Origin of the sequence: Shigella sp. FC1567 (assembly GCF_001743015.1) — a bacterium.
Taxonomy (GTDB): domain Bacteria; phylum Pseudomonadota; class Gammaproteobacteria; order Enterobacterales; family Enterobacteriaceae; genus Escherichia; species Escherichia coli.
The window spans coordinates 1-14,111 of record NZ_MIIV01000009.1 but is presented as its reverse complement, the minus strand read 5'-3'; the positions used below and the strand labels follow the sequence as shown (position 1 = coordinate 14,111).

The 14,111-nt window shown below is 53.4% G+C and carries 12 protein-coding genes and 2 pseudogenes; 2 read left to right on the top strand and 12 right to left on the bottom strand.

Features of this window, described 5'->3' with window-relative positions:
• Positions 1-261 (top strand): IS1 family transposase (locus BHE85_RS00745; RefSeq protein WP_000317683.1); only part of this gene is annotated, 261 nt, incomplete at its 5' end.
• Positions 262-380: 119 nt separating this feature from the next.
• On the opposite strand, the gene carB is transcribed toward BHE85_RS00745, so the two are convergent.
• The 11 genes and pseudogenes from carB to BHE85_RS00690 all read right to left on the bottom strand — a co-directional run bounded on the left by carB (position 381) and on the right by BHE85_RS00690 (position 13,179).
• Entirely contained in the window at positions 381-3,602 is a 3,222-nt protein-coding gene (carB, locus tag BHE85_RS00740; RefSeq protein ID WP_001126376.1) for a carbamoyl-phosphate synthase large subunit, read from the bottom strand.
• Between the two features lie 17 nt (positions 3,603-3,619).
• Positions 3,620-4,768: a glutamine-hydrolyzing carbamoyl-phosphate synthase small subunit gene (gene carA, locus BHE85_RS00735; RefSeq protein ID WP_128832462.1), complete on the bottom strand. Its 1,149-nt coding sequence runs from the start codon at positions 4,766-4,768 to the stop codon at positions 3,620-3,622.
• A 454-nt stretch (positions 4,769-5,222) separates the two neighbouring features.
• Positions 5,223-6,044, bottom strand: a complete 822-nt coding sequence (dapB, locus tag BHE85_RS00725; protein ID WP_000543610.1) for a 4-hydroxy-tetrahydrodipicolinate reductase — start codon at positions 6,042-6,044, stop codon at positions 5,223-5,225.
• 166 nt (positions 6,045-6,210) lie between these two features.
• The gene (gene rihC, locus BHE85_RS00720; RefSeq protein ID WP_000550596.1) at positions 6,211-7,125 is read right to left on the bottom strand and encodes a ribonucleoside hydrolase RihC; all 915 of its coding nucleotides are present in this window, start codon (positions 7,123-7,125) and stop codon (positions 6,211-6,213) included.
• Between the two features lie 65 nt (positions 7,126-7,190).
• Positions 7,191-8,141 carry a 4-hydroxy-3-methylbut-2-enyl diphosphate reductase gene (ispH, locus tag BHE85_RS00715; protein ID WP_001166395.1) on the bottom strand — a complete coding sequence of 317 codons (951 nt, stop codon included), beginning with the start codon at positions 8,139-8,141 and terminating at the stop codon, positions 7,191-7,193.
• A 1-nt stretch (position 8,142) separates the two neighbouring features.
• Positions 8,143-8,592, bottom strand: a complete 450-nt coding sequence (gene fkpB, locus BHE85_RS00710; protein WP_000004655.1) for an FKBP-type peptidyl-prolyl cis-trans isomerase — start codon at positions 8,590-8,592, stop codon at positions 8,143-8,145.
• A gap of 68 nt (positions 8,593-8,660) precedes the next feature.
• Positions 8,661-9,155 carry a signal peptidase II gene (lspA, locus tag BHE85_RS00705; RefSeq protein ID WP_000083372.1) on the bottom strand — a complete coding sequence of 165 codons (495 nt, stop codon included), beginning with the start codon at positions 9,153-9,155 and terminating at the stop codon, positions 8,661-8,663.
• A complete protein-coding gene (locus tag BHE85_RS28175) occupies positions 9,155-9,478 on the bottom strand; it encodes a zinc finger domain-containing protein (RefSeq protein WP_242412312.1) in 324 nt (107 codons plus the stop codon). The genes lspA and BHE85_RS28175 overlap by 1 nt, the downstream gene beginning before the upstream one ends.
• Positions 9,479-9,502: 24 nt before the next feature.
• Positions 9,503-11,888 (bottom strand): annotated as a pseudogene (ileS, locus tag BHE85_RS00700) (isoleucine--tRNA ligase); the annotation flags it as partial.
• Between the two features lie 123 nt (positions 11,889-12,011).
• The gene (gene ribF / locus BHE85_RS00695; protein ID WP_000767332.1) at positions 12,012-12,953 is read right to left on the bottom strand and encodes a bifunctional riboflavin kinase/FAD synthetase; all 942 of its coding nucleotides are present in this window, start codon (positions 12,951-12,953) and stop codon (positions 12,012-12,014) included.
• A gap of 7 nt (positions 12,954-12,960) precedes the next feature.
• Positions 12,961-13,179 (bottom strand): DUF2575 family protein, encoded by a 219-nt coding sequence (locus BHE85_RS00690; protein WP_001295417.1) that lies wholly within the window; start codon positions 13,177-13,179, stop codon positions 12,961-12,963.
• A 102-nt stretch (positions 13,180-13,281) separates the two neighbouring features.
• Here BHE85_RS00690 and rpsT point away from each other — a divergent pair, with 102 nt between their 5' ends.
• Positions 13,282-13,545: a 30S ribosomal protein S20 gene (gene rpsT / locus BHE85_RS00685; RefSeq protein ID WP_001274021.1), complete on the top strand. Its 264-nt coding sequence runs from the start codon at positions 13,282-13,284 to the stop codon at positions 13,543-13,545.
• Positions 13,546-13,778: 233 nt separating this feature from the next.
• On the opposite strand, the pseudogene BHE85_RS00680 reads toward rpsT, so the two are convergent.
• Positions 13,779-14,111 (bottom strand): annotated as a pseudogene (locus BHE85_RS00680) (IS1-like element IS1X2 family transposase); the annotation flags it as partial.

Sequence of the window (14,111 nt, the reverse complement as noted above, 5' to 3'; positions counted from 1 at the left end):
ACACTGGAGCGTCTTCTGAGCCTGCTGTCGGCCTTTGAGGTCGTGGTATGGATGACGGATGGCTGGCCGCTGTATGAATCACGCCTGAAGGGAAAGCTGCACGTTATCAGCAAGCGTTACACTCAGCGCATTGAGCGACATAATCTGAATCTGAGACAACATCTGGCAAGGCTGGGACGGAAGTCACTGTCGTTCTCAAAATCGGTGGAGCTGCATGACAAGGTCATCGGGCATTATCTGAACATAAAACACTATCAGTAAGTTGGAGTCATTACCCCCCAAAAGATTTACTTAATGGGCAAAAAAAAGGTCCTCATCAGAGAACCGTATTACTTATTCGATCAAATTAGCGGATGAAAAATATCCGCCATGACACGCTATTATTTGATCTGCGCGTGCATTTCCTGCACCGAAATTACTTTTTCGGTCGCGTCGGCATTCAGCGCCATCGCGGTAGCGAAACCACCGTTCAGGGTGGTGTCATAATGCACTTTATATTGCAGCGCACTGCGACGGATCACGCGGGAGTCTTCAATCGCGCGACGGCCTGAAGTGGTGTTGATGATGTAGGTATATTCGCCATTCTTGATGCGGTCCTGAATGTGCGGACGGCCTTCATGCACCTTGTTCACCAGACGCGGATTAATGCCCGCTTCGCCCAGCACAATCGCCGTGCCGTGGGTCGCATCCAGCTCGAAGCCCTGTTTCAGCAGTTTTGCCGCCAGGTCCACCACGCGTTCTTTATCGCCTTCGCGCACGGAAAGCAACGCACGACCGTGTTTCTTCATGGTGGAGTTGCTGCCCAGCTGCGCTTTGGCAAACGCTTCAGCGAAGGTGCGGCCCACGCCCATCACTTCCCCGGTGGAGCGCATTTCTGGCCCTAACAGCGGGTCAACACCCGGGAATTTATTGAACGGCAGCACCACTTCTTTCACCGAGTAGTACGGCGGGATAACTTCTTTGGTTACGCCCTGCTCAGCCAGCGATTTGCCAGCCATCACACGCGCCGCCACTTTTGCCAGCGGTACGCCGGTGGCTTTGGAGACGAACGGAACGGTACGCGCCGCACGCGGGTTAACTTCAATCAGGTAGACTTCGTTGTTTTTCACCGCAAACTGCACGTTCATCAGACCGCGCACCTGCAATTCGAAGGCCAGTTTCTGCACCTGCTGGCGCATCACATCCTGAATTTCCTGACTTAAGGTGTAGGCTGGCAGAGAACATGCGGAGTCACCGGAGTGCACGCCCGCCTGCTCGATGTGCTCCATGATGCCGCCAATCAGCACCATTTCGCCGTCGCAGATGGCATCCACGTCAACTTCTACCGCGTCATCAAGGAAGTGATCCAGCAACACTGGCGCATCGTTAGACACGCTGACCGCCGTCTGGAAGTAGCGACGCAGGTCAGCTTCGTCATAGACGATTTCCATCGCCCGACCGCCGAGAACGTAAGACGGACGTACCACCAGCGGGTAGCCAATCTCTTTCGCCTTCTCTACCGCCATTTCAATAGCGGTAACGGTGGCGTTCGCCGGTTGTTTCAGTTTCAGACGCTCAACCGCATGCTGGAAGCGTTCACGGTCTTCTGCACGGTCGATAGCATCCGGGCTGGTGCCGATAACCGGTACGCCAGCAGCTTCCAGCGCGCGCGCCAGTTTCAGCGGGGTCTGACCGCCGTACTGAACGATAACGCCTTTCGGCTTCTCAATACGCACGATTTCCAGCACATCTTCCAGAGTTACCGGCTCGAAGTAGAGGCGATCGGAAGTGTCGTAGTCGGTGGAGACGGTTTCCGGGTTACAGTTAACCATAATGGTTTCGTAACCGTCTTCGCGCAGCGCCAGCGAGGCGTGTACACAGCAGTAGTCGAATTCGATACCCTGACCGATACGGTTCGGGCCGCCGCCGAGAACCATGATTTTTTCACGGTCGGTAGACGGATTCGCTTCGCACTCTTCTTCATAAGTGGAGTACATGTAAGCGGTGTCGGTGGCGAACTCTGCCGCACAGGTATCCACGCGCTTATAAACCGGGTGCAGGTCATACTGGTCGCGCAGCTTGCGGATTTCCGCTTCGCGCACGCCCGCCAGTTTTGCCAGACGCGCATCGGCAAAGCCTTTGCGTTTCAGCTGGCGCAGGAATTCAGCGTTCAGGCCAGTGATGCCCACTTCCGCTACTTTCTCTTCCAGACGCACCAGTTCTTCAATCTGTACCAGGAACCAGCGGTCAATATTGGTCAGGTTGAACACGCCGTCCACAGACAGGCCCGCACGGAAGGCATCGGCGATGTACCAGATACGCTCTGCGCCAGCATCTTTCAGTTCGCGACGGATTTTGGTTAACGCTTCCGGGTCATCGAGGCTCACTTTCGGGTCGAATCCAGTCGCACCGACTTCCAGGCCGCGCAGCGCTTTTTGCAGGGATTCCTGCTGCGTGCGACCAATCGCCATCACTTCGCCAACCGATTTCATCTGAGTGGTCAGACGGTCGTTAGCACCAGCGAATTTTTCGAAGTTGAAGCGAGGAATTTTAGTAACCACATAGTCGATGGACGGCTCGAAGGAGGCCGGAGTACGTCCGCCAGTGATGTCGTTCATCAGTTCGTCGAGGGTGTAACCCACCGCCAGTTTCGCCGCCACTTTAGCAATCGGGAAACCGGTCGCTTTCGACGCCAGCGCCGAAGAACGGGACACGCGTGGGTTCATTTCGATAACAATCAGGCGACCGTTTTTCGGGTTCACCGCAAACTGGACATTGGAACCACCGGTTTCAACGCCGATTTCACGCAGCACCGCCATCGAGGCGTTACGCATGATTTGATATTCTTTGTCGGTCAGCGTTTGGGCTGGCGCGACAGTGATGGAGTCACCGGTATGGATGCCCATCGCATCAAAGTTTTCGATAGAGCAGACGATGATGCAGTTGTCGTTTTTATCACGCACCACTTCCATCTCGTACTCTTTCCAGCCGATCAGCGACTCATCAATCAGCAGCTCTTTGGTTGGGGAGAGATCCAGACCGCGGGCGCAAATTTCTTCAAACTCTTCGCGGTTATAAGCGATACCGCCGCCGCTACCGCCCATGGTAAAGGATGGGCGAATAATGCACGGGAAGCCCACGTCAGCGGCAACCGCCAGCGCTTCTTCCATCGTGTGTGCGATACCGGAACGCGCGGTTTCCAGACCAATTTTCTTCATCGCTACGTCGAAACGACGGCGGTCTTCTGCTTTATCAATCGCATCGGCGGTCGCACCAATCATAGTCACGCCGAACTCTTCCAACACGCCCTGACGCTCCAGCTCCAGAGCGCAGTTCAGCGCCGTCTGACCGCCCATCGTTGGCAGCACCGCGTCCGGGCGCTCTTTTTCAATAATCTTGCGTACTACTTCCCAGTGAATCGGCTCGATGTAGGTCGCATCGGCCATTTCCGGGTCGGTCATGATGGTCGCCGGGTTGGAGTTCACCAGAATGACGCGGTAACCCTCTTCGCGCAGGGCTTTACATGCTTGCGCGCCAGAGTAGTCAAACTCACACGCCTGACCGATAACAATCGGGCCCGCACCCAGAATCAGGATACTTTTTATATCTGTACGTTTTGGCATGGCTCTTTTACTCCTGATTACTTAGCGGTTTTACGGTACTGCTCAATTAACTCGATAAAGTGGTCGAACAACGGCGCTGCGTCGTGTGGCCCAGGGCTGGCTTCCGGGTGACCCTGGAAGCTGAACGCCGGTTTATCAGTGCGATGAATGCCCTGTAACGTACCGTCGAACAGGGATTTATGCGTGACACGCAGGTTTGCAGGTAATGTTGCTTCATCCACCGCAAAACCGTGGTTCTGGGCGGTGATCATCACCACGTTTTTCTCCACATCTTTAACCGGATGGTTGCCGCCGTGGTGACCAAATTTCATTTTGACAGTCTTCGCACCGCTCGCCAGCGCCAGCAGCTGATGACCGAGGCAGATGCCGAATACCGGAATATCGGTTTCGAGGAATTTCTGGATGGCGGTAATGGCGTAATCGCACGGGGCCGGGTCGCCAGGACCGTTGGAGAGGAAGATGCCGTCTGGATTCATTTTCAGCACATCTTCCGCAGAAGTTTGCGCCGGAACGATGGTCAGGCGACAGCCTCTATCCACCAGCATCCGCAGGATGTTGCGCTTGGCACCAAAATCATAAGCCACGACGTGGAACGGCAGCTCGTCTTCTTTTTTCGCTTCTGGCAGGCCGCCGGTCAACGTCCAGCTCCCTTGTGTCCAGCTATAGGCTTCTGCGGTGGTCACTTCTTTTGCCAGATCCATGCCATTCAGACCTGGGAACGCGCGGGCTTTTTCTAACGCCAACGCCGCATCCGGGTTATCGCCTGCGATAATGCAGCCATTCTGTGCGCCTTTCTTGCGCAGTAAACGCGTCAGCTTACGGGTATCGATATCGGCAATCGCCACGATGTTATGGCGCTTCAGGTAAGAAGAGAGGTCTTCGGTATTACGGAAGTTGCTGGCAATCAGCGGCAGGTCGCGAATCACCAGACCTTGTGCATGTACCTGAGAAGATTCTTCATCGGCGTCATTAGTGCCGACATTGCCAATATGGGGATAAGTAAGAGTAACGATTTGACGAGAATAGGAAGGATCAGTGAGGATTTCTTGATAACCGGTCATTGAAGTATTGAAAACGACTTCCCCAACCGCCGAACCTGTTGCCCCTATGGCCCGACCGTGAAACTGGGTTCCGTCTTCCAGAACCAATAGCGCTGACTTAATCAAAACACCCTCCAGAGAATATTCACTCACTTTATTTGCATATTAATTCACAATGATGACGTAAATCAATGCAAATCTGCTTACCGACGAATTTCTGGCAAACGGCGGCATTCTGGAGATATGGGCGCTAAAAGTCAACTTAATGGCGGGATTTTTTATATTATTTTGTGGCTCATGCATGTTTTACAGGCATTAAGCGACAAAAAGATCATATAACCTGTTCTGGAAAACGCTTGCACAGCAAGAAGATTGCATGAAATAAAAGGGAGCAGGGAAAAGTGGACCAAATGGTCAAATTTTACATTAAAACAACAAAAACAGAAGACAAAACATGTAATTTTTGGCACTTATAGACAATTTAAAAACATAACACTAAAAATAAAAGGGCCAAAATTAAAGCCCTTTATAATCAATAAATTAAATGTGTTATTTTTGCACCATAACAAATATTTTGTGGTTACAAACTATTGAGATCAAGCACATCTCGCATATCAAAAAGACCACTTTCCTTACCACTCAACCACAAAGCCGATCTTACCGCGCCGTTAGCAAATGTCATGCGGCTGGACGCCTTATGGGTGATCTCCAGACGCTCGCCAATATCGGCAAACATCGCGGTATGTTCGCCAACGATGTCACCTGCACGCACGGTGGCAAAACCAATGGTGCCAGGCACACGTTCACCGGTGTGGCTTTCACGACTGTAGACCGCGCAATCTTTCAGATCTTTATCAAGGGCGTGGGCGATCGCCTCTCCCATTGCCAGTGCGGTGCCTGACGGCGCATCAACTTTATGTCTATGATGTGCTTCAATAATTTCGATATCGGTGTAGTCACCCATCACTTTGGCTGCTTTCTCCAGCAGCTTAAGCATGACGTTAACGCCAACGCTAAAATTGGCGGCAAAGACAATCGCAATATCGGCGGCAGCGTCACGAATCGCCTGTTTACCGGCTTCGTCAAACCCCGTAGTGCCGATCACCATCCCTTTGCCATGCTGGCGACAAAAAGCGAGATGGTTCAGCGTACCTTCCGGACGGGTAAAATCGATAAACACATCAAAATCATCTTTTACCGCATCGAGGCTGCTTTGCACGGTAACGCCTGTTTTCCCTGCACCAGCCAGCTCACCGGCGTCGCTGCCCAGTAAAGAAGATCCTTCGCGCTCCAGCGCCGCGCCCAGCTGCACGCCTTCTAATGCCAGCGCCGCCTGAATCAACTGGCGGCCCATACGCCCCCCGGCTCCCGCGATGGCAACGCGGATGTTTGCATCATGCATAGCTATTCTCTTTTGTTAATTTGCATAGACCGTTTTCAGAGTAACCAGCGCATCGCTACGCCGCCAGCCAAAAACGCTGATAATTAGAAATTAATGATAAACAGGGAGGGATATCAGTGAAAGGCATGAGTCGATGAATGACTGCATGCCGATAACATGTGACAGGTTACGACGCCAGAGCCAGCACCTCAGCCACCCACTGCTGGAAGCCTTTCACATCCAGATCCAATGCCACCTTTACATTGGCTGGTTTGCCCAGGCAACCGTCGATATCAACCACCGTCGTGCCTGAGGTAAATTCGCCCTGAGTTTCCACTGCCACAAAACACGGTTTGAGAGTGAACAATTCCGGGCGCACCAGCCAGGCAATAGCGCAAAGATCGTGCATACGCAGTCCACTTTGCATACTGCCGCTACGGTAGTGGCTAAACAGGGCGTGGAGCATTTTTCCGGTGCGATTCAACTCCGGCAAAGTAGCGAGATAGTCAGGGGTTAATATTGCCTGATTGGTGACATCCAGACCGCTCATGACGATTTCGATGCCGCTACGGAAGACACAGGCAGCCGCTTCTGGATCGGCAGCGATATTAAACTCGGCGTTTGGTGTGCAGTTGCCGCGACCAGCAGAACCGCCCATGATCACCAGACGACGAATATACGGTTTACATTCCGGGCATTGTGAAAGTAACAGCGCAATATTGGTTAACGGGCCGATGGCCACCAGGGTAACGGGCTCTGGTGCACGCATCAGGGCATCCCGAATCGCCAGAAACGCTGGTATCCCGAGCGGCTTTCGGTTGTGCTCAACAAAGTCGTAGCCAGCCATTCCCGATTCGCCGTGCACAGATGCCGCATCACGCGGTGCGCGTACCAGCGGCACAGCGGCTCCCTGGGCGAGCGGAATCTCCGCATTCCAGAAATGCAGCAGTTGCAGGGCGTTGCGGGTGGTTTTCTCAACCGAGACATTACCCGCGACGGTGGTCATCAGTTGCAGGTCGAGTTCGGGTGCAAAAATCGCGGCGGCAATGGCGACGGCATCGTCAATGCCGGGGTCAGTATCGAGGAAGATAGGTAAATGCATGTTTTCTCCATAAAAAATGCCGGTAACAAGACCGGCATTTTCGCATAACTTAGGCTGCTAATGACTTAATCGACTTCACGAATATCGACACGCAGCTCTTTCGGCACTTCGAAAACAATGTTTTCTTCACGGCCTTCCAGCGGAATGGCTTCACCACCGCCCAGCTGCTGCAAACGTGCCACCACATTCTGCACCAGAATATCCGGAGCCGATGCGCCCGCAGTCACGCCGACGCATTTAACCTCTTTCACCCACTCTTCCTGGATGTCTTTCGCATCGTCAATCAAAAACGCGCGTTTGCCCATACGCTGGGCCAGCTCCGCCAGACGGTTGGAGTTGGAGGAGTTTTTCGAACCGACCACCAACACAACTTCCGCCTGTTCTGCCAGGGCGCGTACCGCTTCCTGACGGTTAGTCGTGGCGTAGCAGATGTCATCTTTGCGCGGACCGACAATTTTCGGGAAGCGTTTACGCAGCGCGTCGATCACATCAGACGTGTCATCCACCGACAGCGTGGTCTGGGTCATAAAGGAGAGCTTCTCTTCGTTTTTGACCGTCAGTTTCCACACATCGTCCGGCGATTCGACCAGATACATTCCCCCTTCCGGGTTACTGTACTGGCCCATTGTCCCTTCCACTTCCGGGTGCCCGGCGTGACCGATGAGAATAGATTCTTCGCCACGGCGACTGGCGCGGGCGACTTCCATATGCACTTTGGTCACCAGCGGACAGGTCGCGTCAAATACCGTCAAATCGCGACTTTTTGCTTCGTTACGTACCGCCTGAGAAACACCGTGTGCGGAGAAAATCAGGATCGCGCCGTCCGGTACTTCGCTAATCTGCTCAATAAAGATAGCCCCACGCTCACGCAAGCTATCGACCACATAGCGGTTATGTACCACTTCGTGACGGACATATATCGGTGCGCCGTAAATGGCCAGCGCGTTTTCAACAATGCTGATAGCGCGGTCTACCCCGGCACAAAAACCACGCGGGTTGGCCAACAGGATCTGCATGTTACGCCTCCAATGCCGGATCGATTTCCAGCACTTCAATATCAAAATGAACGGTCTGCCCGGCCAGAGGATGGTTGAAATCAACGGTAATGGAGTCGCCGTTAATTTCGCGGATCACGCCAGGCATCTCACTGCCATCCATTGCGGTAAAAAGCATGATTGCGCCAATTTCTGGCTCGCCTGCATCCATAAATTCACGGCGGGAGAAGTACTGAATCAGGTCCGGTGACGGCACGCCAAACGCCGCATCTGGCTCCAACGAGAAGGTGGTTTTATCGCCCACTTTCAGCCCCAACAGGTGTTGCTCCAGCCCTTCAGAAAGAGAAGCATCACCCAGGCGGAACAGCGCCGGTTTACCGTTGTTGCGGGTAGACTCGGCGGTGGTGCCATCGTCGAGTTTTAGCGTGAAGTGCACCAGGACGGCGCTATTGCTCTGTACAGATTCAGACATGCAGGTTTGCTCTTATATTTGAGGATTTTTGCCGGATGCGGCGTAAACGCCTTATCCGGCAGGGTTTATTATTGTTTTTTCGCTCTAGAAGGCAAAAAACCTTCCAGCACAATCAGTGCCGCACCGACACAGATGGCAGTATCGGCAAGGTTGAAGGTGGCGAAGTGCCAGTCGCCGACGTAGAAGTCGATCATATCGACAACGAAGCCGTGCCACAGGCGGTCGAACAGGTTGCCCAGCGCGCCGCCAATAATCAGCGCGTAAGCGATATTGTTTAGCTTCTGCGTGGCCTTCGAGCGATACATCATCACTGCCAGGATCACGCTAATACCAATCGCAATACCGGCAAAGAACCAACGCTGCCAGCCGCCGCTATCGGCAAGGAAACTAAACGCCGCGCCATAGTTACGCGCATAATGCAGATTAAGCGACGGGAACAGCGGGACCGTATCCCCCAGAGCAAAGTTCTGGAGGATCAGGTATTTGCTGCCCAGATCGATAATCAGCACGACTACCACCAGCCACAGCCAGCGTAGCCCTGTTGAACAGATCGATTGACTCATCAGGCAAACTTACGTTTTTCACCGTCACCGGCGACGTTGCTGACACAGCGGCCGCAGATTTCTGCGTGTTCCGCCACCTTGCCGACATCCTGGGTGTAGTGCCAGCAGCGTGGGCACTTCTCACCTTCGGCTTTACTCAACGCGACTTTCAGCCCTTTGAGTACTTCGCTCTGCTGAGCATCAGCAGGTGCGTCGTGATAGTCTGCAACGGTAGCGCCGGAGGTCAACAGGACAAATCGTAATTCATCGCCCAGCGCGGTCAGTTTCGCCGCCAGTTCCGGTTCTGCATACAAGGTTACTGCCGCTTCCAGCGAGCCCCCCACTTTCTTGTCGGCACGCGCTTGCTCAATGACTTTGTTCACTTCGCCACGCACTTTCAACAGCTCGTCCCAGAACGCATCGTTCATCGCTTCGCTGTCTGCCAGGCCAAACAGGCCTTCGTACCACTCACCGGTGAAGACGTATTTTTCACGTTCGCCCGGCAGGTAGCCCCACACTTCATCAGCGGTGAAGGAGAGGATTGGTGCCATCCAGCGCACCAGCGCTTCTGCGATGTGATACAGCGCAGTCTGGCAGCTACGACGCGCCACACTGTCCGCTTTGGCGGTGTACTGACGGTCTTTGATGATGTCGAGGTAGAAGGAACCCATCTCAACGGAGCAGAAGCGCATCAGACGCTGTACCACTTCGTGGAAATCGTATGCTTCGTACGCCTTGAGGATGTCTTCCTGTGCCGCTTTCGCACAACCTACGGCCCAGCGATCCAGTACCACCATCTCTTCCGGTTTCACCATATCTTTTGCTGGATCAAAACCGTTCAGGTTTGCCAGCAGGAAGCGCGCGGTGTTACGGATACGACGATAGCTATCGGCAGCACGTTTCAGGATCTCGTCAGAAACGGCCATTTCACCGGTGTAGTCGGTTGATGCCACCCACAGACGCAGAATATCCGCGCCCAGTTTGTTCATCACATCCTGCGGCGAAACGGTATTGCCGATGGATTTAGACATCTTGCGGCCCTGACCATCCACGGTAAAGCCGTGGGTCAGTACCTGACGATACGGCGCTTTGCCTTTCATCGCGGTGGAGATCATTAGGGAAGACATGAACCAACCACGGTGCTGGTCAGAACCTTCCAGATACATGTCCGCTGCGTGACCGGCAAATTCCGGACGCACGTCAACAACAGAAAAGTGGGTAGATCCGGAGTCAAACCATACATCCAATGTGTCCGGCACTTTCACGTACTGATCAGCTTCATCGCCGAGGATCTCTTTCGCATCAAGATCCCACCACGCCTGGATGCCGTCAACTTCAACGCGTTTTGCCACTTCTTCCATTAGTTCGAGAGTACGCGGATGCAGCTCTTCCGTGTCTTTGTGCACGAACAGTGACATCGGTACGCCCCAGGTGCGCTGACGGGAGATACACCAGTCAGGACGGTTAGCAACCATCGACTCGATACGCGCCTGGCCCCAGTCCGGGATCCACTGCACGCCTTTGATCTCTTTCAGTGACTGCGCACGCAGACCTTTCTGATCCATGCTGACGAACCACTGCGGCGTCGCGCGGAAGATGATCGGCGTTTTGTGACGCCAGCAGCACGGATAGCTGTGCTGCATTTTCTCAACGTGCAGCAGCGCGCCTTTTTCCTGCAGCAGCGCAACGACGATGTCGTTCGCTTTGAAGACGTTCACGCCATCCAGCGTCGGATAAGTGCCCGGCAGATAAGTGCCGTCCGGGCCAACCGGGTTAGCGGTTTCCAGGCCGTATTTCTGACCGATCACATAGTCGTCCGGGCCGTGGCCAGGCGCGGTGTGAACGGCACCGGTACCGGCATCCAGGGTAACGTGATCGCCGAGGATTGCCGGAACGTCGAAGCCCATAAACGGATGGGTAAAGCGCAGCAACTCAAGCTCCGCACCTTTTACCGTGCCGAGAATGGTGTAATCGGTCACGCCGATACGCTGCATTACGCTTTCAACCAGATCTTTCGCCAGAATCACGGCCTGACCGTCGATCTGCACCAGCGCATAGTCGAAATCAGGTGCAATAGAGATTGCGCGGTTCGCAGGCAGAGTCCACGGCGTAGTGGTCCAGATCACCAGCGAGATTGGGCCGTTAACGTTGCTTACGGCAAATTTTGCTTTCAGTGCATCCTGATCGACCGCCTGAAAAGCAACGTCGATGGACGGAGAAGTTTTGTCGTAATACTCAACTTCCGCTTCCGCCAGCGCAGAACGGCAGTCAACGCACCAGTGTACCGGCTTCGCGCCTTTGTGCAGGTGACCGTTGCCGATGATTTTGCCCAGCGCGCGGATGATGTTGGCTTCAGTTTTGAAGTCCATGGTCAGGTACGGGTGCGACCAGTCGCCCAGCACGCCCAGACGGATAAAGTCTTTGCGTTGACCGTCAACCTGGGTCGCGCGTATTCGCGGCACTTGGCGCGGAACTCGGCGGCGGTGAATTTCTCACCCGGCTTACCGTATTCTTGCTCTACTTTCAGCTCGATCGGCAGACCGTGCAGTCCCAGCCAGGCACATACGGCGAGTCATAACCGGAAAGCCCTTTGGACTTCACGATAATGTCTTTCAGAATCTTGTTAACCGAGTGACCAATATGAATGCTGCCATTCGCATAAGGAGGGCCATCATGCAGAATGAAGGTTTTTTTGCCTTTTTTAGCCGCACGGATGATGCCGTACAGATCATCATCAGTCCAACGCGCCAGCATTCCCGGTTCGCGCTTGGCGAGATCGCCACGCATCGGGAACCCTGTTTCCGGCAAATTCAGGGTTGATTTATAGTCACTCATCAGATTCTCGGTTCCGTGTTTCGGTTTGATTACATAACAGGCTTAAGCCGGTTTTGTTAGCCCAAAAAATTCGCGGGCGGTTAATTCATCACGCGCAATCTGCGCTTTCAGTTCGTCCAGCGACGCAAATCGCTGCTCATTGCGTATTTTTTTACGCAGCACTACTTGTATATGGCGACCGTAAAGGTCCATTGCAACATCTAACAAATGCACTTCCAGCTGCTGGCGAATACCGGCAACCGTTGGGCGTGTTCCGATGTTTGCCACGCCGGGTAACGGCTTTTCACCGAGGCCCAGCACTTCTACCACATAAACCCCTTTCACCGGGGAAACCTGACGGCGTAGCGGTACATTCGCCGTCGGGAAACCTATAGTGCGCCCTAATTCATCACCGTGGACTACACGCCCGGAGATGGCAAACGGGTGCCCCAGTAAACTTTCTGCCAGAGCCAGATTGTCATCCGCCAGCGCCTGACGCACAGCGGTGCTGCTAATACGCACGCCACCTTCGCAAAAAGTTTGCGTACTAGTGATATCGAAGCCGTATTCCATGCCAGCTTTCTGTAATAACAAGAAATCGCCTTCACGACCAGCGCCAAAGCGGAAATCATCCCCTACGGCAAGAAATTTTACGCGCAAATGCTTCACCAGAAGATCGCTGATGAAATTTTGCGCGGTTAACGCCGCGAAACGCCTGTCGAAACGCACGCACAGCACGTAATCAACGCCACACTCTGCAAGGTAACGCAGTTTTTCCCGCAGCCGGGTCAGTCTTGCCGGGGCTTTATCGGTAGCAAACAGTTCCAGTGGTTGAGGTTCAAAAAGCATCACCATCACCGGTAAGTTGCGCTTGCGCCCTTCTTCCTGCAAGCCCTGTAACAGCGCGCGATGACCGCGATGCACGCCGTCGAAATTACCAATAGTCAGCACACACCCTTCTTGCGGGGCCTGGCTGAGATTATGTATGCCGCGTATCAGCTTCATGTCTGGCTCAAAACAGTGAAAATCGTCCGAGTATACCTTGTACAGCGGTCAAGGTTAACCGGCGATTGAGTACCGAAATCAGAAAGAAGTGGCTTTTCATTGCCATGGCGCAAATCACGGGAAGAAAGTGACCGCCTGCTGCAATTTTTATCGCGGAAAAGCTGTATTCACACCCCGCAAGCTGGTAGAATCCTGCGCCATCACTACGTAACGAGTGCCGGCACATTAACGGCGCTTATTTGCACAAATCCATTGACAAAAGAAGGCTAAAAGGGCATATTCCTCGGCCTTTGAATTGTCCATATAGAACACATTTGGGAGTTGGACCTTGGCTAATATCAAATCAGCTAAGAAGCGCGCCATTCAGTCTGAAAAGGCTCGTAAGCACAACGCAAGCCGTCGCTCTATGATGCGTACTTTCATCAAGAAAGTATACGCAGCTATCGAAGCTGGCGACAAAGCTGCTGCACAGAAAGCATTTAACGAAATGCAACCGATCGTGGACCGTCAGGCTGCTAAAGGTCTGATCCACAAAAACAAAGCTGCACGTCATAAGGCTAACCTGACTGCACAGATCAACAAACTGGCTTAATCGCCAATTTGCTGAAGCTTTGTGAAAAAGCCCGCGCAAGCGGGTTTTTTTATGCCTGCTGCTTTTATGATGCGTGAGAGAACACACTACCGGTTGCCAGATAGTCAAAAGATGCTGGCTTTTGCAGACACGCCGTTACACTTTCTGAACTCTTCGTGGCTTAAGAATCGTAGAACCATCGGCTGATACATTCTGAACAAGAATATCTACTCAATCTCGGTAATGACTCCAACTTACTGATAGTGTTTTATGTTCAGATAATGCCCGATGACCTTGTCATGCAGCTCCACCGATTTTGAGAACGACAGTGACTTCCGTCCCAGCCTTGCCAGATGTTGTCTCAGATTCAGATTATGTCGCTCAATGCGCTGAGTGTAACGCTTGCTGATAACGTGCAGCTTTCCCTTCAGGCGTGATTCATACAGCGGCCAGCCATCCGTCATCCATACCACGACCTCAAAGGCCGGCAGCAGGCTCAGAAGACGCTCCAGTGTGGCCAGAGTGCGTTCACCGAAGACGTGCGCCACAACCGTCCTCCGTATCCTGTCATACGCGTAAAACAGCCA

Bases quoted from the DNA above. Each gene is read 5' to 3' on its own strand.
- carB (WP_001126376.1), bottom strand. From the start codon at position 3,602: ATGCCAAAACGTACAGATATAAAAAGTATCCTGATTCTGGGTGCGGGC.
- dapB (WP_000543610.1), bottom strand. From the start codon at position 6,044: ATGCATGATGCAAACATCCGCGTTGCCATCGCGGGAGCCGGGGGGCGT.
- rihC (WP_000550596.1), bottom strand. From the start codon at position 7,125: ATGCATTTACCTATCTTCCTCGATACTGACCCCGGCATTGACGATGCC.
- ispH (WP_001166395.1), bottom strand. From the start codon at position 8,141: ATGCAGATCCTGTTGGCCAACCCGCGTGGTTTTTGTGCCGGGGTAGAC.
- fkpB (WP_000004655.1), bottom strand. From the start codon at position 8,592: ATGTCTGAATCTGTACAGAGCAATAGCGCCGTCCTGGTGCACTTCACG.
- lspA (WP_000083372.1), bottom strand. From the start codon at position 9,155: ATGAGTCAATCGATCTGTTCAACAGGGCTACGCTGGCTGTGGCTGGTG.
- ribF (WP_000767332.1), bottom strand. From the start codon at position 12,953: ATGAAGCTGATACGCGGCATACATAATCTCAGCCAGGCCCCGCAAGAA.
- BHE85_RS00690 (WP_001295417.1), bottom strand. From the start codon at position 13,179: ATGTGCCGGCACTCGTTACGTAGTGATGGCGCAGGATTCTACCAGCTT.